Origin of the sequence: Stackebrandtia albiflava, from assembly GCF_007994225.1 — a bacterium.
GTDB classification, from domain to species: Bacteria; Actinomycetota; Actinomycetes; order Mycobacteriales; family Micromonosporaceae; genus Stackebrandtia; species Stackebrandtia albiflava.
Genome location: NZ_VLLL01000005.1, coordinates 1,455,483 through 1,476,315 on the forward strand (window position 1 = coordinate 1,455,483; position 20,833 = coordinate 1,476,315).

At 70.0% G+C, this 20,833-nt stretch carries 21 protein-coding genes; 14 read left to right on the top strand and 7 right to left on the bottom strand.

Annotated features, from left to right (window positions below; translation table 11 throughout):
- Nucleotides 1-16 precede the first annotated feature (16 nt).
- A complete protein-coding gene (locus LX16_RS07525) occupies nt 17-883 on the top strand; it encodes an ATP-grasp domain-containing protein (RefSeq protein WP_147135117.1) in 867 nt (288 codons plus the stop codon).
- Here the strand turns inward: LX16_RS07525 and LX16_RS27890 are convergent, their stop codons facing one another.
- On the bottom strand, nt 884-1,594 hold the full coding sequence (locus LX16_RS27890) for a CPBP family intramembrane glutamic endopeptidase (protein WP_280176795.1): 711 nt from the start codon (nt 1,592-1,594) through the stop codon (nt 884-886).
- 145 nt (nt 1,595-1,739) lie between these two features.
- Nucleotides 1,740-2,669: a COX15/CtaA family protein gene (locus LX16_RS07535; RefSeq protein ID WP_147137200.1), complete on the bottom strand. Its 930-nt coding sequence runs from the start codon at nt 2,667-2,669 to the stop codon at nt 1,740-1,742.
- A gap of 86 nt (nt 2,670-2,755) precedes the next feature.
- On the opposite strand from LX16_RS07535, the gene LX16_RS07540 reads away from it, so the two are divergent.
- The 9 genes from LX16_RS07540 (at nt 2,756) to LX16_RS07580 (ending at nt 10,248) form a co-directional block, all read left to right on the top strand.
- A complete protein-coding gene (locus LX16_RS07540) occupies nt 2,756-3,490 on the top strand; it encodes a helix-turn-helix transcriptional regulator (protein WP_147135120.1) in 735 nt (244 codons plus the stop codon).
- Nucleotides 3,487-4,920, top strand: coding sequence for a Fe-S cluster assembly protein SufB (gene sufB / locus LX16_RS07545; RefSeq protein ID WP_147135123.1), 1,434 nt, complete (start codon nt 3,487-3,489; stop codon nt 4,918-4,920). The genes LX16_RS07540 and sufB overlap by 4 nt, the downstream gene beginning before the upstream one ends.
- Nucleotides 4,921-4,992: 72 nt before the next feature.
- Nucleotides 4,993-6,171 (top strand): Fe-S cluster assembly protein SufD, encoded by a 1,179-nt coding sequence (gene sufD, locus LX16_RS07550; RefSeq protein WP_211354328.1) that lies wholly within the window; start codon nt 4,993-4,995, stop codon nt 6,169-6,171.
- Nucleotides 6,172-6,173: 2 nt separating this feature from the next.
- Entirely contained in the window at nt 6,174-6,506 is a 333-nt protein-coding gene (locus tag LX16_RS07555; RefSeq protein WP_147137203.1) for a Rieske 2Fe-2S domain-containing protein, read from the top strand.
- Nucleotides 6,507-6,531: 25 nt separating this feature from the next.
- Nucleotides 6,532-7,311, top strand: a complete 780-nt coding sequence (sufC, locus tag LX16_RS07560) for a Fe-S cluster assembly ATPase SufC (protein ID WP_147135126.1) — start codon at nt 6,532-6,534, stop codon at nt 7,309-7,311.
- Nucleotide 7,312: 1 nt separating this feature from the next.
- Nucleotides 7,313-8,608 (top strand): cysteine desulfurase, encoded by a 1,296-nt coding sequence (locus tag LX16_RS07565; RefSeq protein WP_147135129.1) that lies wholly within the window; start codon nt 7,313-7,315, stop codon nt 8,606-8,608.
- Nucleotides 8,608-9,063, top strand: coding sequence for a Fe-S cluster assembly sulfur transfer protein SufU (sufU, locus tag LX16_RS07570; protein WP_244615711.1), 456 nt, complete (start codon nt 8,608-8,610; stop codon nt 9,061-9,063). The genes LX16_RS07565 and sufU overlap by 1 nt, the downstream gene beginning before the upstream one ends.
- Nucleotides 9,060-9,437, top strand: coding sequence for a metal-sulfur cluster assembly factor (locus LX16_RS07575; protein WP_147135132.1), 378 nt, complete (start codon nt 9,060-9,062; stop codon nt 9,435-9,437). Before sufU ends, LX16_RS07575 begins: the two co-directional genes overlap by 4 nt.
- A 112-nt stretch (nt 9,438-9,549) precedes the next feature.
- Entirely contained in the window at nt 9,550-10,248 is a 699-nt protein-coding gene (locus LX16_RS07580; protein ID WP_147135135.1) for an acVLRF1 family peptidyl-tRNA hydrolase, read from the top strand.
- A 196-nt stretch (nt 10,249-10,444) separates the two neighbouring features.
- On the opposite strand, the gene LX16_RS07585 is transcribed toward LX16_RS07580, so the two are convergent.
- Nucleotides 10,445-11,167: a M23 family metallopeptidase gene (locus LX16_RS07585; RefSeq protein ID WP_147135138.1), complete on the bottom strand. Its 723-nt coding sequence runs from the start codon at nt 11,165-11,167 to the stop codon at nt 10,445-10,447.
- Between the two features lie 360 nt (nt 11,168-11,527).
- On the opposite strand from LX16_RS07585, the gene LX16_RS07590 reads away from it, so the two are divergent.
- The gene (locus LX16_RS07590) at nt 11,528-13,153 is read left to right on the top strand and encodes an ABC-F family ATP-binding cassette domain-containing protein (RefSeq protein ID WP_147135141.1); all 1,626 of its coding nucleotides are present in this window, start codon (nt 11,528-11,530) and stop codon (nt 13,151-13,153) included.
- 6 nt (nt 13,154-13,159) lie between these two features.
- Here LX16_RS07590 and LX16_RS07595 read toward each other — a convergent pair whose 3' ends face one another.
- Together LX16_RS07595 and LX16_RS07600 are read right to left on the bottom strand one after the other, a co-directional pair.
- Nucleotides 13,160-13,906: an endonuclease/exonuclease/phosphatase family protein gene (locus LX16_RS07595; RefSeq protein ID WP_147135144.1), complete on the bottom strand. Its 747-nt coding sequence runs from the start codon at nt 13,904-13,906 to the stop codon at nt 13,160-13,162.
- A 128-nt stretch (nt 13,907-14,034) separates the two neighbouring features.
- Entirely contained in the window at nt 14,035-15,345 is a 1,311-nt protein-coding gene (locus LX16_RS07600) for a hypothetical protein (RefSeq protein WP_211354329.1), read from the bottom strand.
- Nucleotides 15,346-15,516: 171 nt separating this feature from the next.
- Between LX16_RS07600 and LX16_RS07605 the strand changes: the two genes are divergently transcribed.
- The 3 genes from LX16_RS07605 to LX16_RS07615 all read left to right on the top strand — a co-directional run bounded on the left by LX16_RS07605 (nt 15,517) and on the right by LX16_RS07615 (nt 18,659).
- Complete coding sequence (locus LX16_RS07605) at nt 15,517-15,744, top strand: helix-turn-helix domain-containing protein (RefSeq protein ID WP_147135147.1); 228 nt, start codon at nt 15,517-15,519, stop codon at nt 15,742-15,744.
- Between the two features lie 184 nt (nt 15,745-15,928).
- Nucleotides 15,929-16,708, top strand: a complete 780-nt coding sequence (locus LX16_RS07610; RefSeq protein ID WP_147135150.1) for an enoyl-CoA hydratase/isomerase family protein — start codon at nt 15,929-15,931, stop codon at nt 16,706-16,708.
- A 103-nt stretch (nt 16,709-16,811) separates the two neighbouring features.
- Entirely contained in the window at nt 16,812-18,659 is a 1,848-nt protein-coding gene (locus LX16_RS07615; RefSeq protein ID WP_244615713.1) for an ABC transporter ATP-binding protein, read from the top strand.
- 166 nt (nt 18,660-18,825) lie between these two features.
- On the opposite strand, the gene LX16_RS07620 is transcribed toward LX16_RS07615, so the two are convergent.
- Nucleotides 18,826-19,827: an NADP-dependent oxidoreductase gene (locus tag LX16_RS07620; protein ID WP_147135153.1), complete on the bottom strand. Its 1,002-nt coding sequence runs from the start codon at nt 19,825-19,827 to the stop codon at nt 18,826-18,828.
- Between the two features lie 144 nt (nt 19,828-19,971).
- Nucleotides 19,972-20,832 (bottom strand): polysaccharide deacetylase family protein, encoded by an 861-nt coding sequence (locus tag LX16_RS07625; RefSeq protein ID WP_147135156.1) that lies wholly within the window; start codon nt 20,830-20,832, stop codon nt 19,972-19,974.
- Nucleotide 20,833: the final 1 nt, after the last annotated feature.

Consider the following 20,833-nt stretch of genomic DNA (forward strand, 5'->3'; position numbering starts at 1 on the left):
AAGGACGTGTGTGTGAATGCCGACCGTCGCGATCGTCACCTGTGACGCCCTGCCCGAGCTCGACCCCGACGAGGCGCGCCTGTTGCCGGCCCTGCGGGAGTCGGGAGTGGAGGCGGTTCCGGCGGTGTGGAGCGACCCGCGGGTGGACTGGTCGGAGTTCGACCTGTCGGTGATCCGTTGCCCCTGGGACTACCCCGAACGCCGCGACGAGTTCCTCGCCTGGTCGAGACGCGTACCCCGGCTCGCCAACCCGGCGCCGGTCCTGGAGTGGAACACCGACAAGCGGTACCTCGTCGACCTCGCGGCGGCGGGCGTGCCGGTGGTGCCGACGACCCGGCTGCCACCCGGGGGCGGGATCGCACTGCCGTCGGTCGGCGAGTGGGTACTCAAACCCGCCGTCGGTGCGGGCAGCCGTAACGCCGGCCGCTACGTGATGGACGACCCCGAGCAGAACCGCCAGGCACACGAACACGTCCACCGACTGCACCGCGGTGGCGCGACGGTGCTCGCGCAGCCGTACCAACCGGACGTCGACGTCAACGGCGAGAAGGCCCTGATGTTCCTGGGCGGGACCTACTCGCACGCCATCCGCAAGGGCGCGATGCTGGACGGCCCCTACCGTGGCATGGAGTCGCTGTACAAGTCGGAACGGATCACCGCCACCACGGCCACCGACGCCGAGCGGGACCTCGCCGCACGCGCGCTGGCCGCCGTCCCCACCGACGGCGTACCGCTGCTTTACGGCCGGGTCGACCTGGTGGAGTCGGCCGTGGGAACCGTCGTGCTGGAGGTCGAGGTGGCGGAGCCGTCGCTGTTCCTCGGCTGGGATCCGCCCGCCGCCCACCGCGTGGCGGCGGCGATCACGGCACGGCTGGCCGGCTGATCACACCACCCTGGCCGACCACAGCAGACTGGTCACCAGGACGCCCAGCCCGTTCGTGGCCCAGTGGAGGCCCGCCGCCGCGATCACGCTCCCGGAGCGGCGGCGCAGTTCACACAGCAGCCATCCGGCCAGCCCGGTGAAGGCGACCACTCCGGCGATCAACACGATCCGTGCCCCCGGCCCCGAACCCAGGACCACGGTCACCAGTCGGTTCGCGCCCAGTGCCGCGGCCGGGAGGATGTGCCACAGGCCGAACAGCACCGACGAGATCGACACGGCGAGCCAGCCGTTGCGGTGGCGACCGAGTAGTCCCAACAGGACACCCCGGAAGACGACCTCCTCCAACAGGATGGTGCCCAACGGTATGAACACCAGTGCCGTCAGCAGGGCCGCGCCCGCCGGAAGCTGGTAACGCCCGTCCAGGAACGCCTGGCGGGTCACCGGCACGGCCACCGCGACCAGGTAGACCACGGCCACGGCCGCCACCGCCACCAGGGCGTACTTCAGGCCGCGCCACCAGGTGCGGCGTGATAGGCCCAGATCGTGCCAGGTGAGACCGCTGCGCCGCGCCAGCAGGATCAGTCCGAGCGCGACCACCGGTTCGACGACCGTGCCGGTGTGACCCGGGCCGAGCCGGTTGGCGACGCTGACGGCGGCCAACGCGGCCACCACCACGGCCAGGACCGTCAGGACGCGACGGTTGTGGGTCACGCGCCGCCACACCGACACCGCCGAGCGCCATGAGAGCGACCACGGGCCGTGTGACGTGCGGGAACCGGTCGAAAAGGTGTCGGGGGAGAGCGCCACGCCGCCGAAGGGTACGCGATGAACCTGGCGATAACCTGCAGGGTCGTCGTCAGGGCGTGGCGGCGGCCTCGGGCTCGGCCTCGGTCGCCACCCGGCGCTCCTGCGCGGGCACCTCCGGGGCACCCGTCCGCTCCCGGCAGGTGAGGAGCACGTGCAGCGCGGCGAGCCACAGCAGTGCCGCCCCCAGCATGTGCGCGCCGACCAGGATCACCGGCAATCCGGTGAAGAACTGCACGAAACCGATGACGCTCTGACCGATCTCGACGGCGGTCAGCACCCACAGCGCGGTCCGGACCCGTCGAGGTGCCCGGAGCGCCGCGGCGGCCAGGACCGCGCCCACCGTCAGGCCGATCAGCAGGAACACCGAGTCGGCGTGCAACTGGGCGAGCAGCGCCGAGTCCAGGGGGATGCGGGGCGACGCGGGATCACCGGCGTGGGGGCCGCTGCCGGTCACCAGCACACCCACGACGATCGTCACCAGGGCGGCGGCGACCACGAACGCCGCCAGCAGCCGGAACGGGCCGGGGACCACCGGGCGGGCCTCGCCGTCGGGTTCACCGGCGCGCACATACCCGGTGTAGGCGGCCGCGAGCACGGCGATGGTCACGAGGAAGTGGCAGCTCACGACCCACGGATTCAGGCCGGTCTCCACGGTGATCATGCCGATGAGGGCCTGGGCGGGCACGCCGACGGCCACCAGCAGGGCGGGCCGGATCAGTGAGGCCCGGCGCGGTCGCCGCAGAATGGTCGCCAGCAAGGTCGCGGCGGCGACGACGCCGACCACGACCCCGAACAGCCGGTTGCCCCACTCGATGTAGCCGTGAATGCCCATCGCGGGCGTGACGTGGAAGGCCCCCGGCTGGCAGTTCGGCCAGCTCGGGCAACCCAGGCCCGAACCGGTGAGGCGGACGGCCCCTCCGGTTACCACGATCATGACGTTGACGACGACGTTGAGCAGACTCAGCCGCCGCACCCACATTGGTGACACGTGTTCACGATACGGGCGTGTCCTGGCTCACTGACCCCCGGTTGGCGGCCCGAAGCGAAATAAGCAACACTTGGGTTGTGGAAAACGAGGCGACCCGGCAGCCCTCCGGCTGCGGAACCCCTGACGGGCAGACCCGTCAGCGGGTCGCCGAACTGCTGCTCGAAAACGGCCGGGCCACCGCCCGGCAGCTCGCCGCCGCACTGGGGATCAGCCAGGTCGCGGTGCGCAGGCACCTCGACGCCATGGCCGCCGACGGACTCGTGGAACACCGCGAGCCGCAGGCCGCCGCGGGCAGGGGGAGGGGCCGCCCGGCCCGCACGTACCGGCTCACCGAGGCCGCCCGTGAGACCTTCGGGCACCACTACGACGACATGGCCACCCAGGCGCTGCGGTGGATACACCGCCACGGCGGACCCGCCGCGGTGAGCGCGTTCGCCGCCGAGCAGGTGGCGCCGCTCGAGGAGCGGTGCCGCACCGCGATGGACGGCGCCGACGACCACCCGGTCGCCCGCGCCTCCGCGCTCGCGCGCGCACTGTCGGCCGAAGGATACGTGGCCACCGCCAAGGCGCTCGCCAACGGCGGGCAGTTGTGCCAGCACCACTGCCCGGTGGCGCACGTCGCCGCCGAGTTCCCGCAGCTGTGCGAGGCCGAGACCCAGGTGATCGGCCGGCTGGTCGGTCACCACGTGCAACGACTGGCCACGATCGCCAACGGGGACGGCGTCTGCACCACCTACATCCCGGGTGCCTCCGCAGCCGGGCTACAGTCCACAACCGCACACATCGAATCGCCGCAGGTGAGGAACCCATGACTGACACCACCAACGACGCCCGCCTGAGCCAGGAGGAGACGCTGGCCTCGCTGGCGAAGTACGAGTACGGCTGGGCCGACACGGACGTGGCCGGCGCCTCGGCGCAGCGTGGCCTCTCCGAGGCGGTGGTACGGGACATCTCCGCCAAGAAGGACGAGCCGCAGTGGATGCTCGACCTGCGGCTGAAGGGGCTCAAGCTGTTCGGCCGCAAGCCCATGCCGACGTGGGGCGCGGACCTGTCGGGCATCGACTTCGACAACATCAAGTACTTCGTGCGTTCCACCGAGAAGCAGGCCGCCTCGTGGGAGGACCTCCCCGAGGACATCAAGAACACCTACGACAGGCTGGGCATCCCCGAGGCGGAGAAGCAGCGGCTGGTCGCGGGGGTGGCCGCGCAGTACGAGTCCGAGGTCGTCTACCACAAGATCCGGGAGGACCTGGAGGAGAAGGGCGTCCTGTTCCTCGACACCGACACCGCCCTCAAGGAGCACCCGGAGATCTTCAAGGAGTACTTCGGCACCGTCATCCCGGTGGGCGACAACAAGTTCGCCGCGCTCAACACCGCGGTGTGGAGCGGCGGGTCGTTCATCTACGTCCCCAAGGGCGTCCACGTGGACATCCCGCTGCAGGCGTACTTCCGGATCAACACCGAGAACATGGGCCAGTTCGAACGCACCCTCATCATCGTCGACGAGGGCGCCTACGTCCACTACGTGGAGGGCTGCACCGCCCCGATCTACTCCTCCGACAGCCTGCACTCGGCCGTGGTGGAGATCATCGTCAAGAAGGGCGGCCGGTGCCGTTACACGACGATCCAGAACTGGTCGAACAACGTCTACAACCTGGTCACCAAGCGGGCCGTCGCGGAGGCCGGCGCCACCATGGAGTGGGTCGACGGCAACCTGGGGTCCAAGGTCACCATGAAGTACCCGGCCGTCGTGATGACCGGGGAGCACGCCAAGGGCGAGGTGCTGAGCGTCGCCATGGCCGGTGAGGGCCAGCACCAGGACGCCGGCGCCAAGATGACCCACGCCGCGCCACACACCTCGTCGTCGATCATCTCCAAGTCGATCGCCCGGGGCGGCGGCCGCACCTCGTACCGGGGGCTCGTGCAGGTCAACGACGGCTCGCACCACTCCAAGAGCACCGTCAAGTGCGACGCGCTCCTGGTGGACAACATCTCCCGCTCCGACACCTACCCGTACGTGGACGTCCGCGAGGACGACGTGCAGATGGGCCACGAGGCCACCGTGTCGAAGGTCAGCGACGACCAGTTGTTCTACCTGATGAGCCGCGGCCTCACCGAGGACGAGGCCATGGCGATGATCGTGCGGGGCTTCATCGAGCCCATCGCCAAGGAGCTTCCGATGGAGTACGCACTGGAGCTCAACCGCCTGATCGAACTGCAGATGGAAGGGGCGGTCGGCTGACCCGGCGGGTCACCGCCACCCAGCAGACCGCGTTGTCCGACCGTTACGACGAAAGAGTGAAGTCAGTTGTCCGTGACCGAGCAAGTCGCACCTGAAGCGCAGCGCCCGAACGTGGCCGGTGCGGTGGAGACCACCGACGAGGTGGCCAGCCATCTGCACCCGGCCGGGTCGTTCGACGTAGACGACCATCCGATGCCGAACGGCCGGGAGGAGATCTGGCGGTTCACGCCACTGCGCCGACTGGCGGGTGCTCTGGACCGGCAGCCCACCGGCGCCGGCGCCGTCGACTACCGGGTGGAGGCGCCCGGCGAGGTCGCCGTCGCCTCGCTCGCGCCGGGACAGGCCCCCCGAGGCACCGTCCTGGTGCCCAGTGACCGCGCCGCGGCGATCGCCTCGGCCGAGACCGCCGACGCGCTGCACGTGAAGGTGCCCGCCGAGGTGGTCGTGGCCGACCCCGTGGCGGTGACGGTGCAGGCCGGGGGCGGTCGCTCCAACGGGCACGTGGTCCTGGACGTCGGTCCCTTCGCCAAGGTGACCCTCCTGCTGGACCACCGGGGGACCGGTGTCCACACCGCCAACCTCGAAGTCGTGGTCGGCGACGGCGCGGAGGTCACCGTGGTCAGCGTGCAGGACTGGGACCGCGACGCGGTGCACCTGGGCCAGCACGAGGCCCTGGTCGGGCGTGACGCGTCGTACCGGCACATCGTGGTGTCGCTGGGCGGCGACGTGGTCCGGTTGAACTCCAACGTCCGCTACGCGGGCACCGGCGGCGGCGCCGACCTGTACGGCCTGTACTTCGCCGACGCGGGGCAGCACCTCGAACACCGGTTGTTCGTCGACCACAACGCGCCGCACACCCGTTCACACGTGGACTACAAGGGGGCGCTGCAGGGCCGTGACGCCCGCACGGTCTGGGTCGGCGACGTGCTGATCCGCAAGATCGCCGAGCAGATCGAGACCTACGAGATCAACCGGAACCTGGTGCTCACCGACGGCGCGCAGGCGGACTCGGTCCCCAACCTGGAGATCGAGACCGGCGAGATCGTCAGCGCCGGACACGCCAGCGCCACCGGACGCTTCGACGACGAGCAGCTGTTCTACCTGCAGTCACGGGGCATCACGGAGGAGGACGCCCGCCGCCTGGTGGTGCGGGGCTTCTTCGCGGGTCTGCTGGAACGCATCGGCATCGAGACGGTGCGGGACCGGCTGACCGAGGCCATCGAGCGGCGGCTCGCCGAGGTCGGGGTGTGACCGTGGAGACCGCCAACGACACCTTCCACCGGATCTGCCCGGTCGCCGACCTCCCCGAGGAGGCCGCCGTCCGCGCCGAGGTCGACGGGATCCCCATCGCCCTCGTGCGTACCGGTGACGAGGTGTTCGCCGTCTACGACGAGTGCTCCCACGCGGCGGTGGCGCTGTCGGAGGGGGACGTCGAGGGCTGCACGCTGGAGTGCTGGCTGCACGGTTCCCGGTTCGACCTTCGCACCGGGCGGCCGACCGGCCTGCCGGCGACGGTCCCGGTGAAGGTGTACCCCGTCGAGATCCGCGACGGCGACGTCTATCTGAGCCTCACCCCCAAGAACTAACGAGATATCGGGAGAATTTTTCACAATGAGCACGCTTTCCATTCGCGACCTTCAGGTGTCGGTGAACGTCGGCGAGGGTGAGGACAAGCAGATCCTGCACGGGGTCGACCTGACCATCAACTCCGGCGAGACCCACGCCATCATGGGCCCCAACGGCTCCGGCAAGTCGACGCTGGCGTACTCGATCGCCGGTCACCCGAAGTACACCATCACCGGCGGCTCGGTCACCCTCGACGGTGAGGACGTCCTGGAGATGAGCGTCGACGAGCGCGCCCGGGCGGGCCTGTTCCTGGCGATGCAGTACCCGGTGGAGGTGCCGGGCGTGTCGGTGTCGAACTTCCTGCGCACCGCCAAGACCGCCATCGACGGCGAGGCGCCCAAGCTCCGCACCTGGATGAAGGACCTCAAGACCGCGATGTCCGACCTCCAGATGGACCCGGAGTTCGCGCAGCGCAACGTCAACGAGGGTTTCTCCGGTGGTGAGAAGAAGCGCCACGAGATCATGCAGCTCGAACTGCTCAAGCCCAAGATGGCGATCCTCGACGAGACCGACTCCGGTCTCGACATCGACGCGCTGCGCGTCGTCAGCGAGGGCGTCAACCGGGCGAAGACCGAGACCGGCGCCGGGGTCCTGCTCATCACCCACTACACCCGGATCCTGCGCTACATCAAGCCCGACTTCGTCCACGTCTTCGTCGCCGGCCGGATCGTCGAGGAGGGCGGACCGGAACTGTCCGAGCGGCTGGAGGTCGAGGGCTACGAGCGTTACGCCGCCGGAGCCGGTGCCGCCAAGATCGGAGACTGACATGACCGTGACCCCGGCGTCGGGCCGCCCGGCGGACGTGCCGGAGTTGGACTCCGCCGCGATCCGGGCGGACTTCCCGATCCTGTCGCGGCGGGTCAACGGTCGGCCGCTGGTGTACCTCGACTCGGGCAACACCTCGCAGAAGCCCCGTCAGGTCATCGACGCGATGGCGGAGTTCGCCGCCACCCACAACGCCAACATCGCCCGTGCCGTGCACACGCTCGGCACCGAGGCCACGGAGGCGTTCGAGGGCGCGCGCGGCAAGGTCGCGGCGTTCGTCAACGCCCCCTCGGTGGACGAGGTGGTGTTCACCAAGAACTCCACCGAGGCGATCAACCTGGTGTCGTACGCGATGCTGGCGGCGTCGCTGGGGCGCGGCGGTGACCCGAGGTTCGCGCTCGGTCCCGGTGACGAGGTCGTCATCACCGAGATGGAGCACCACTCCAACATCGTGCCGTGGCAACTGTTGTGCGAACGTACCGGCGCGACCCTGAAGTGGTTCGGCATCACCGACACCGGGCGGCTCGATCTGGACGCCACCGAGGAGTTGATCACCGAACGCACCAAGATCGTGTCGTTCGTGCACATGTCGAACATCCTCGGCACGATCAACCCGACCGCGCGGATAGTCCGGCGTGCCCGCGAGGTGGGCGCCCTGGTACTGCTCGACGCCTCCCAGTCGGTGCCGCACCTGCCGGTGGACGTGTCGGCCCTCGACGTCGACTTCATGGCGTTCACCGGACACAAGATGTGCGGACCCACCGGCATCGGGGTCCTGTGGGGGCGCGGCGAACTGCTTTCGGTCATGCCGCCGTTCCTCTCGGGCGGATCCATGATCGGGACCGTGACCATGGAGGGGTCCACCTACGCGGCGCCTCCGGCCCGGTTCGAGGCGGGGACCCCGCCGATCACCGAGGCCGTCGGACTCGGTGTGGCCGTGGACTACCTCTCCGCCCTGGACATGCGCGCCGTCCAGTGGCACGAGAAGGAACTGGCCGGGTACGCGCTCGCGGCACTCGAGACGGTCCCCGGCCTGACGATCCTGGGGCCCCGGGTCCCGATCGGGCGGGGCGGCACCATCTCCTTCGACATGGAGGGCATCCACCCGCACGACGTCGGGCAGGTCCTCGACTCGGAGGGCGTGCAGGTGCGGGTCGGGCACCACTGCGCCAAACCGGTGTGCGCCCGTTTCGGGGTCCCGGCGGCCACCCGCGCCTCCTTCTACGTCTACACCACCACCGACGAGATCGACGCGCTGGTCGCAGGGCTGGAGAAGACACGGAAGGTGTTCGGCTGATGCTCGACGAGTTGTATCAGGAAGTGATCCTCGACCACTACCGCGACCCGCACGGGCGGGGACTGCGTGAGCCCTTCGAGGCGGAGGCGCATCACGTCAACCCCACCTGCGGCGACGAGATCACGTTGCGGGTCCACATGGACGGCGACCGGGTCGCCGACGTGTCCTACGACAACGTGGGCTGTTCCATCTCGCAGGCGTCCGCCAGCGTGATGTACGACCTGGTCCACGACAAACCGCTGGCTGACGCGATGTCGACGCTGGAGAGCTTCTCCGAGTTGATGACCAGCCGCGGCGGAATCGAACCGGACGAGGACGTGTTGGAGGACGCGGTGGCATTCGCCGGCGTGTCCAAGTTCCCCGCCCGGGTGAAGTGCGCACTGCTGTCGTGGATGGCGTTCAAGGACGCCGCGGTCCGTGCCAGCGGATCCCAGCAGATCGGAGAGGGCAGATGACCGAAGGCGATACCGACACCGTGGCCGAGACCCCGGCCGAACCGGTGAAGAAGGCCGCCGTGGACGACGTCACCGAGGCGATGAAGGACGTCGTCGACCCGGAACTGGGTATCAACGTCGTCGATCTCGGCCTGGTGTACGGCGTCCACGTCGACGACGACAACGTCGCCACGCTCGACATGACGCTCACCTCGGCGGCGTGCCCGCTGACCGACGTCATCGAGGACCAGACCCGGTCGGCCCTGACGACCGGCCCCGGCGGCGGCCTGTGCAGCGACATCCGGATCAACTGGGTGTGGATCCCGCCGTGGGGACCCGACAAGATCACCGAGGAGGGCCGCGAACAACTGCGCGCCCTCGGCTTCAACGTATAGCGCTGGACCACTGACGGCCGGCACCGCGTATCGCGGTGCCGGCCGCGCCGTGTCCGGGGTGGGATATCGTCGGCGACCCGGACCACCACGGTGGCGGCCCCAGGAGGAGATCATGTCGGTGAACCGTCCGGCGGCCGGTGGCGGCCGCGAGATCCTGGTGGCGCCGGAACGGATCGGTAGGTGGATCGACGGTTTCGATCGCCGCCACGGTGTGACGTCCCTCGCCCCGACGGAACGGGGCGTGGTCGCCACCGCCGCCGACGGGGCGGTCGCCGACTGCGAGTTGCCGTTGGCCGCGCGGCTGCCGGTCAGGCCGCCGGAGCCCGGGCGGGACGGCTGGGGCGGCCTGTTGGAGTTCTTCGCGGATGCCGCCTGCCGGGACCGCCGGGTCGGCGGTGTCGTCGCGCGGCGTGGCGGTTTCGCGATCGGGGTGTTCGACGGGGCGCGTCTGGTGTCGTCGAAGGTCGATTCGACCTATGTGCAGGGCCGTACGGCGGCCGGCGGCTGGTCCCAGCAACGGTACGCCCGCCGCCGCGCCAACCAGGCGGACAAGGCGGTCTCGGCGGCGGCGGGTGTGGCCGCCCGCATCCTCACCCCGGTGTTGGACGAGTTGTACGCGGTCGTCACCGCCGGGGACCGTGAACTGGTGACCGCGATCCTGGCGGACCCACGCCTGTCGGGCGTGCGCGAGCGGGTGATCCCGCCGCACTTCGGAGACGTCGCCGAGCCCCGGCTGGCCACCCTGAAGGAGTTGCCGGGGTGGTTCCGGATGGTGCGGGTCCACCTGACGGAGCCGACGCCGCAGTCGTGACGGCCCCACACTCGTGGCACCGCCGGCGTGTCGGGCGCCTCCGGGGTGACCCGCGTCGCGCCCCGGGGCCGGTGGACACGTCACAGGCGGCCCCGCCGATTCTCATCTGCGGGGCCGCCTGATCCGGGGAGGGATGGAATTGTGGTTCGTGCCCGACGGCGGTGTCCCGTGTGGGGACCGCGGTGCCGGGGATCCGTCAGAGCTTGACGCCCTGGTCCTTCAGGAACTCGATGGGGTCCACCGCGTCGCCGTTGGCCATGTGCACCTCGAAGTGCAGGTGCGGCCCGGTGACGTCACCGGTGGAACCGGCCAGTCCGATGGGGTCGCCGGCCTTCACCTCGTCGCCGGCCGACACCAGCAGTTGCGAGTGGTGGCCGTAGACGGTGGTGATGCCGTCCTCGTGTTCGATGATCACGCTGATGCCGTATCCACCGTTGGATCCGGCTTGCACCACCACACCGTCGGCGGCGGCGAAGTTCTTCTCACCGGGTGCGGCGGCGAAGTCCGCTCCGTAGTGCATCTCGCCGGCCCGCCACGCGCGCGGTCCGAAGACGTCGCTGATCGGCGCCTTGGACGGGGTGACCCAGTCCGGTGCCGGTGCGGCCGGTTCGGCCTCCTTGGTGGCGGTGGTCTCTTCCTCGGTGGTCTCGGTGGTCGCGTCGTCGGACGCCTCGGCCTCCGTGCGGTCGTCGCTGCGGCCGGCCTGGGTCTGCTCCTCACGTGCTTCGGCCGTGGCGACGGCCACCGTGTCGGTGGCGTTGCCGCCGGTCGCGTCGGCCGCGGCCAGACCGGTGCCGATGAGGGTCGCCGCGGCGATGGCCGCGAAGACCGTCCGCGACACCGTCGACTGGCGGAGCCTGGCGAAGTGGCTTGTGGCGGTGGTCGATTGCTGCGGGGTCTTCTCGGAGGGTGTTCGCATAACGCAGCGAACCTACAAGGAGGTGAACCGGACATCAGGGCACTGACCAGCAGTAACACGCATTCCGCGGTCGTCTGGTAACGCGAATGTGTCTCCATTGACGAGCGTGGAATCCTCCCTGCGCCCGCCGCGATCCTCCGCAGGTATGAGGCCGTGTGACTGGTGTGACTGCCGATATCCGGTGGTCGGCTTCGGCGCGCGGGGGATAGACTGGGCGTATGCATCGCTGCGAAGACTGAGCGAATCGGCCGCTGACCTTCACCACGTGGCACCGGGATGACCGGTCATCACCCCACGTCCGGGTCGGCGGCTCGCTGCTGTCCGCGAGTCTTCATTCCCATCGAAAGCGAGCCATCTTCCATGATCTCCGTGACCGGCCTCGAACTGCGCGCCGGCGCTCGAATCCTGCTGTCGGACATCGACCTGCGGGTGCAGCCCGGTGACCGTATCGGCCTGGTGGGCCGTAACGGCGCGGGCAAGACGACCACGCTGAAGAGCATGGCGGGGGAGAACCTGCCGTATGCCGGAAAGATCGAGCGCCGCGGCCCGTTCGGGTACCTGCCGCAGGACCCGCGCACCGGCGACCTCGACACGACCGCCCGGGACCGGGTGCTGTCGGCGCGTGGCCTGGACACCCTGCTGGCCGACATGACCAAGTTGCAGACCCGGCTGGCCGAGACCGCCGACGACGCCGACCGCGACCGGCTCGTCGACAGGTACGGCCGCCTGGAGGACCGGTTCGCCGCCATGGGCGGCTACGCCGCCGAGTCGGAGGCCGCCCGCATCTGCGCCAACCTCGGCCTGGCCGACCGGATCCTCTCCCAGACGCTCGGCACCCTGTCGGGTGGGCAGCGCCGCCGGGTGGAGCTGGCGCGGATCCTGTTCTCCGACACCGCCGAGGGCAACAGCACCCTGCTGCTCGACGAGCCCACCAACCACCTCGACGCCGACTCGATCACCTGGCTGCGCAACTACCTGTCGGCGCACAAGGGCGGTCTCATCGTCATCAGCCACGACGCCGACCTGCTCGACGCCGTGGTCAACAAGGTGTGGTACCTCGACGCCAACCGCGGCACCGTCGACCAGTACAACCTCGGTTGGAGTGCCTACCTCAAGCAGCGGGAGGCCGACGAGCACCGTCGCCGCCGGGAACGGGCCAACGCCGAGCGCAAGGCCGCGCAGTTGTCCACGCAGGCGGAGAAGATGCGCGCCAAGGCCACCAAGGCCGTGGCGGCGCAGAACATGCTGCGGCGGGCCGAACGCCTGGTCGCCGACCTGGAGGACGTGCGGGCCGCCGACCGTGTCGCGAAGGTGCGGCTCCCGCAGCCGGCGCCCTGCGGGAAGACGCCGTTGACCGCCAAGGGCCTGTCGAAGTCGTACGGCTCGCTGGAGATCTTCGTCGACGTCGACGTCGCCGTGGACAAGGGCTCCCGGGTGGTGATCCTGGGTCTCAACGGCGCGGGCAAGACGACCCTGTTGCGTATGCTCGCCGGCCTCATCACCCCCGACACCGGCGACGTCGTCGCCGGGCACGGCCTGCGCATCGGGTATTACGCCCAGGAACACGAGACGCTGGACGTGGACCGGACGGTGCTGGAGCTGATGCGCACCGCCGCCTCGCAGGCCGGCGGAGACCACAACGACACCGAACTGCGCAAGATCCTCGGCGCGTTCCTGTTCAGCGGTGACGACGTCGACAAGCCCGCCGGGGTGCTGTCGGGTGGCGAGAAGACCCGCCTGGCGCTGGCCACCCTGGTGTGTTCGGGCGCGAACGTCCTCCTCCTGGACGAACCGACCAACAACCTGGATCCGGCGAGCCGGGAGCAGGTCCTCGACGCGATCTCGCGGTTCCCCGGGGCGATCGTGCTGGTGACGCACGACCCGGGCGCCGTGCAGGCGCTCCGCCCGGAGCGGGCGATCCTGCTGCCCGACGGCGACGAGGACATCTGGAGCGACGAACTGCTGGAACTGGTCGAGCTGGCCTGAGCCGGTTCAGTGCCGCCGCAGTTCCGCCAGGAGCGCGCGATGGTCCGAGCCTCGGCCCGGCAGCACCCGGGTCGAGGCCACCCGCAACGGACCTGAGACGTAGATCCGGTCGATGCGGCGCAGCGGCCACCTCGCCGGGAACGTCGCCCCGGACGGACGACCCCACAGCAGGCTCCACCGGGCGGGGGAGAACCGGCGCGACCGCCGCACGTCGTGCATGGCCTTCTCCAACACCGACAGTTCTCCCCGGCGGGAGCCGGTGTTGAAGTCACCGGTGACCACCGCCGGGCCGGACGTCTCCGCCACCAGGCCGGCGATCAGCTCCAGCTGTTGGCGGCGGACGTCCGCCAACGCCGGTTCCACCGTCAGATGGGTGGTGAAGACCGCCACCTCGCCCAGCGGGGTCGCGGCCACCGCCGACACCGCGCAGCGCGGCTCCACGCCCTCGGGAGTCGGCAGGGCGTGGACCCGGGTGTCGGTCAGCGCGCCGCGGGACAGGATCGCGTTGCCGTACCGTCCGCCGCGGCGCGTTATCGAGGCCCCGAAGTGCGCATGCATCGCCAACCCGTCGGCCAGCCACGCCACCTGGTCGCGATGCGCCGAGCGGGGCCCGAAGTTGCGGTCGACCTCCTGCAGGCACACCACGTCCGCGTCGCTGTCGGCGATGAGGCGCCCGATGCGGTCCAGGCTGGGACGCTCGGCGGCGTCGGCGCCGTGGTGGATGTTGTAGGTCAGGACACGCAGTCGGGCCATCGCCCGAGGCTAACGGGGTTCGGCCGGTCGTGTGGCGGGGTCGCGGCGCGCGGCCGGCCACCGGCGGCCGATGAGGCGCCACCCCGGGGCCGCGGCGCCGTACCGGAACCTGCCGCGAACGTCGCGCCTCACCACGGGGGCACCAGGACCGCCTGGATCACCAGGCCGGTCGCCGCGGTGGCCGCCGCGGGCATCCACGGGAACGGCAGCGGCGGCCCGCCGGGCCTGGCGGGTGCCGTGGCGGCGATCATCAGCCACGGGAACAGCGGCAGCCACGTCTGCTCGACACCGCCCCGCGCGGTCCCCATCACCACGGAGAACACCACTGCCGCCGCGCTGCCCACCAGGAACGGCCAGGCGGGCGTGTTGCGCATCTTGCGGGCACTGGAGACGATTGGCGGACCACAGACCAGGATCAGCACCAGCAGGCTCAACGGGATCCACCACAGCACCGACCGGTTGAACTCGATGCGTTCCAGGAAGCCGTGGTAGGCGACCGTGAGGCCGGTCGCCCAGTCGAATCCCGCGAGCTGCACGAGCCCGAGCGGGATGAGCGCCCCGAGCCCGGTGGCGAGGTTGTGCCAGGGACGGCGCCTGGCGAAGTACAGGCACACGATGGACAGGCCGAACCAGGCCGCCAGGTAGGCGAACATGGTCGCCGACGCCAGCAGCAGTCCACTCGCCACCGCCCAGATGGTGGCGCTCCAGCCGTGCCGCCTCCGGTGGCTGGCGTGCGCGGCGGCGGCCAGGGCCGCGGCGGCCAGGACGGCGGTGACGGCGTCGGGGCCGACGGTCAGCCAGATCGCCCACGGCGCCAGGATCAGCAACGGGGCCAGCCGCCGGGCGGCGACCGGGCCGCACGTACTGCGTGCCGCCAGGAGGGTCAGCGGTACGACCGTGGCGGCCATCGCCGCCCACAGTGCGCCCAGTGCCGCGTCCGGTAGCGGAAGCGACGTCACCGCCCACAGTGACAGCACCGAGCCCGGCGGCCTGCCGGTCATGCCCGTCGACAGCGGATTCGCCGGGTCGCTGACGGCGGCCAGTAGGTCGGCGGGTGAGCCGATTCCCGTCAACTGAGGACGGTAGCCGTCCTGGTCGGTGAGATACCTGGTCAGGCCCTCGGTGCCGGGCATGACGGCGAGGGCGAGTTGCCACGCCAGCGAGGCCAGGTAGGACAGCCACAGGACGCGACGCCACGACAGTCGGGCGGCGAAGCGCCGACGTGCCACCGCGAGCACCGCGACGGCCACGGCGGGCGCCGCCAGCGCGGTCGGGTTGGCCTCCACCAGGTGGTAGACACCGAGGAACGGCGCGGCGTCGGTGCCCAGGGCCGCGCCGCCGGCGACACCGGTCGCCGCCATCGCCAGGCCCACGGCCACGATGGCCAACCAGACGGCCAGGTCCCGTCGTTCCATGCCGCGCGGGTCCTGCGTGGTCACCGGAGTTCCGCTATCGTTTGCCGCCACGGGAAACCACGCTATCGGGTTTCCGACAGATCCTTGCCGTCGGCTTACCGAACGGCTAAGACTTGGGCCTGGCGCAAGATCATTCGTCACCCTATCGAACGATTCGGCACACCACCCATACGCCCTGAGTGTAGAGGGAAACAAATGGCATACAACGAGTTGAGCGACCCCGATGCGAAGGGTCGCCGGATCACCGGCGAAGAACGCCTGGCGTTGGTCACACAGCTGGTAACCGGGTACGGCGAGGGGCAGAGCATCCGGGCCCTCGCCGCGTCGGTGGACCGCTCCTACGGATTCGTGCACCGGGTGCTGTGCGAATCCGGCGTGAAGCTGCGGAAGCGAGGGGGTCGCCGCACCAGGGCAGCCGCCTGATCCGCGCCGCTCACACACCGCCGTGCCCCCGGCAGACGCCGAGGTCACACCGCGTCCGGCCGTGCCACACACCAGGGGCATGGCCGGCGGTGTCTTCACCGCCCGGCACGGCTTCGCGGCATGGTGGACTGCCGATACGATGCGCATCGATGACGGCGGGCCCGGACCCCGGGCGGACAGGACGATGGTGACGGACGTGACCGATTCCCGTGACGACTCCGGCGACGTGCGATTGGACGTGGAGGGTCCGGTCGCGAGGGTGACCTTGTGCCGCCCCGACCAGCGGAACGCCCAGACTCCCGCGATGTGGCGGCGACTGCGGGACATCGGGCGGGAACTCACCGGCGACATCCGCTGTGTGATCGTGGCGGGCGCCGGCGCGGCGTTCTCCGCCGGACTCGACCTGTCGGTGCTGTCGGGGGGACTGCCCGCCGAACTGGCGGCCATGACCGACGAGGACGCCGAGGCGCGGCTGTGGTCCTTCCAGGAGGCGTTCGACTGGCTGCGGCGACCCGACCTGGTGTCGATCGCGGCGGTACAGGGTTACGCGATCGGGGCGGGCCTGCAACTGGCGCTCGCCTGCGACCTGCGGGTACTGGCGACCGACGCCAGGCTGCGGGTCGGCGAACCCGGCCTGGGGCTGGTCCCCGACCTCGGCGGCACCAAGCGCCTGGTCGCGCAGATCGGGTACGCCCGCGCGATGGAACTGTGCCTGACCAGCCGGACCGTCACCGCGCAGGAGGCCGTCCCGATGGGCCTGGCGACCGTCGCCGTCGCCCCCGATGAACTCGATCACACCGTGGAGGATCTGGTCCTGGCGGTACTGTCGGTGCCCAGGGACGCGGCGGTGGAGACGAAGTCGCTACTCCTGCAGGCGAGCGTCAACGACGACTCCGAACAGCTCGCCGCCGAGCGGGCGGCGCAGCTGCGGCTGTTGCGGGCGAGAGCGGGCGCGGGGGAATAATCCGGCGACCGTGCCGCTTGACGGACTCTGCCATCGGGAGATCTCAGTGAGGTGATGCGGCGTGGTGCACATGGGCGGTCCCGGTTTCCGCGCGATGCGGTCCATGACACGTGACCGCACCCTGGCGCAGACCAAGCTCACCAAGGGGATGTTCCGGCGGATCGTGCGGTTCGCCGCGCCGTACCGCCGCGACATATCGGTCTTCCTGGTCACCGTGGTGCTGTCGGCGGCGATCGGGGTGGCCACGCCGGTACTGGCCGGCGACGTCGTCAACGAGATCACCGGCGACGGCGACCGTGGCGTCGTGGTCCGCATAGCCGTACTCATCGGCGGGCTCGCCGTCGTGGAGGCGTTGTTGTCACTGGCGAACCGGTGGTACTCCGCCAAGGTCGGCGAGGGCATGATCTACCGGTTGCGCCGCGAGGTGTTCGGGCACGTCCAGTCCATGCCGTTGGCGTTCTTCAGCCGCACCCAGACCGGGGCGCTGGTGTCCCGGTTGAACAACGACGTCCTGGGCGCGCAGCGGGCCTTCACCTCGACGTTGTCGGGGCTGGTGTCGAACGCGATCGCCGTGGTGCTGACCCTGGCGGTGATGCTCTCCCAGTCCTGGCAGATCACCCTGTTGTCGCTGGTCCTGGTGCCGGTGTTCCTGATTCCGGCCCGGATGGTCGGTCGCCGCCTCGCCACCCTCACCAACGAGAGCTTCGAGCTCAACGCCAGCATGAACGCCCAGATGACGGAACGCTTCGGCGTCGGCGGCGCCCTGCTGGTCAAGCTCTTCGGGCGGCCGCAACTGGAGGTCGACGAGTTCGCCCGCCGCGCCGACCGGGTACGGTCCATCGGCGTCACCACCGCCATGTACGCCAGGACCTTCATCGTCGCGTTGACGATGGTGGCGGGACTGGCGCAGGCGGTCACGTACGGGCTCGGCGGATGGTTCGCCCTGTCGGGGACGTTGACGGCGGGCACCGTCGTCACGCTCGCCCTGTTGTTGACGAGGCTCTACGGGCCGTTGACGGCGTTGTCGAACGTGCGCGTGGACGTGATGAGCGCCCTGGTCAGTTTCCAGCGGGTGTTCGAGGTGCTCGACCTGGAACCGCTCATCACCGACGCGCCGGACGCGCGTCCCGTCCCACCGGGGCCCGTCGAGGTCGAGTTCGACGACGTGGTGTTCCGTTACCCGACGGCCTCCCAGGTCTCGCTCGCCTCCCTGGAGGACGTGGCACGACTGGAGTCCGCGGAGGCGGGGACCGTCCTGGACGGCGTGTCGTTCACCGTGAGGCCGGGCACCGTGGTGGCCCTGGTCGGTCACTCCGGCGCCGGCAAGACCACCACGTCGATGCTGGTGCCGCGCGTCTACGACGTGGCCTCCGGTGCCGTCCGGATCAACGGACAGGACGTGCGCGACACCACCGCCCAGTCCCTCAAGGACACCGTGGGCGTGGTGACCCAGGACTCCCACATGTTCCACGACACGATCCGCGCGAACCTCGCGTACGGGCGGCTCGACGCCGACGACGAGGCGATGTGGGACGCCCTGGAACGCGCCCAGATCGCGCCGGTCATCAGGCGGCTCCCCGACGGCCTGGACACCGTCGTGGGGGAGCGCGGCTACCGGTTCTCCGGCGGCGAGAAGCAACGCCTCGCCATCGCGCGCCTGTTGCTGAAGTCGCCGGGAATGGTCATCCTGGACGAGGCGACCGCCCACCTGGACTCCGAATCGGAGGCGGCCCTGCAGGTGGCCCTGTCCGAGGCGCTCGCCGGGCGGACCGCACTGGTCATCGCCCACCGGTTGTCGACCGTGCGGGACGCCGACGAGATCGTGGTCCTACACGAGGGGCGCGTCGCCGAACGGGGAAGCCACGAGGAACTGGTGGCACGCGGCGGCATCTACTCGGAGCTGTACCGCACCCAGTTCACCCGCGACACCGCCACTCCCGGCGATCGGTGACGACGATGCGGCCGCCTCGTCACGTGGTCCCACGGTGACCGGTTCCGCGAGGTCGGCGGCCACCGGTTCGCGCGAACCGGTGGCCGCCGAACGAGAGCGAGCCGATGTGGCGCGAACCTCGACACCCGGCGCCTTCGACGACGTGCGGCGCAGGGGCCGGTGTGGATCAGAGCCGCACCAGCATCTTCCCGACGTTCTCACCGCGCATCATGCCGAGGAAGGCGGCCGGGGCGTTGTCCAGGCCCTCGACCACCGTGCGAGACGTGCGCAGTGTGCCCTCGGCGAGCATGGACGCGGCCTTCTCGATCCATTCGTCGAACAGGTGGAAGTACGAGGGCACCAGCATGCCCCGCAACGTGGCGTTCTTGGCCGCCAGGGAGAACAGGTTCGTCGGCCCCGGCACCGGCTCGGTGGCGTTGTATCCGCTGATCGCGCCCACCATCCCGATGCGTCCCCACGGGCGCAGTGCGTCGATGGCGGCCGTCAGGTGATCGCCGCCGACGTTGTCCACATAGACGTCTATTCCGTCGGGAGCCGCGGTCCTCAACTGTTCGGCGAGCGAACCGGCGCGGTAGTCGAGTGCCGCGTCGAAGCCGAAGTCCGCGGTGAGCGCCGCGGTCTTGACCGGGCCGCCGGCGGAGCCGATCACCTTCGAGGCACCCAGAACGCGGGCGAGCTGCCCCGCCACGCTGCCGACCGCTCCCGCCGCGGCGGAGACGAACACGACGTCGTCCTCCTTGACCGGGGCCACTTCGGTCAGCGTGGCGTACGCGGTGAGGCCGGTGGTGCCCAGGGCACCCAGATAGTCCTCCTGTGCCGCCAGGTCGGTGTCGATGACCGTGGCGGCCGACACGTCGAGCACCGCGTGTTCACGCCAGCCCAGACCGTGCGTCACCACCGTCCCCTCCGGCACGGATCCGGCTCGGGAGGCGACCACCTCGCCGACGGCGGCGCCGTCCAGGGCCGCGCCGAGTACGAACGCGGGCATGTAGTCGTCGCCCTCGTCCATGCGCCTGCGCATGTAGGGGTCTACGGACATCCAGGTGTTGCGGACGAGTATCTGGCCGTCAGCCGGTTCGGGCATCGCGGATTCGACGAGTGAGAAGTCGGCGAGTGTGGGTTCGCCGTCGGGTCGGGATTTCAGGTGGATCTCACGGTTGGCCGTCATGGGGGTTTCCTCTCGGTCGGACCGGTAGTGGGTCTCGCCTGTTCGGGTGGGTGTGATGTCGAAGTCGGACAAGCGTCGCCGCCGGCGGCAGGCGCGACACCGTCTCGGTGGCGCGCGACAGGGCGGAAGGTGTGGCGTCGCCGTTCACGCCGCCGTCCTGTCGTAGTGCGCGGCGATCTCGTCGCTGGTGGTGACCCACACCCCTTCGTGTCCGGTGATGTAGGCCAACGCCTCGTCCAGATGGCGGTTTCGGAACGCCTGTCCGATGACGAACGGGTGGAGGGCAAGGGCCATGACACGACCACCGTCGGCGGCGTCGGTGTACAACTGGTCGAACTGGTCCTTGAGCATCCGAGTGAACTGCGGACCGGTGTGGCTCTTCATGGTGAACACGCCGATGTCGTTCAACTCCACCGAGTACGGAACGCTCAGCAGACCGGGGACGTTCAACCGGAACGGCTGGTCGTCGGCGGTCCAGTCGAGCAGGTAGGACACACCCAGATCGGCCAGCAGTGACGGTGTCTGGAAGGTGTGGTTCAGTGCCGGACCCATCCATCCCCTGGGCCGGTGGCCGGTGGCCGTCTCGATGGTCTCGACGATTTCTGTCAGGTATTCCCGCTCGGCTTCGGCCGGTACCTCCGCCGGGAGCTGGGAGTTGGTCTTCCCGTGTGCCAGCCAGGCCCAGTCGCGGGCCTTGCCGGCTTCGATGATCTGCGGATACTCCTCGCACACCTCGGAGTTGAGCAGCACGCTGGCACGGACACCGTGCCGGTCGAGGGTCTCCATGACCCGCCAGAATCCGACTCTGGCGCCGTAGTCGCGCCAGCCGTGGTTGAGCGGGTCGGGTACCAGGGAGGAGGTGCCCTCGTTGATGCTCGTGGACGGTTTGCCGATGTGGAAGTGCTCGACGTTCAGTCCGACGTAGAACGCGACCCTCGCGCCGCCGGGCCATTCGATGGGCTCACGGCCGACGATGGGGCTGTAGTCGTACAACTCGTTCCTCATT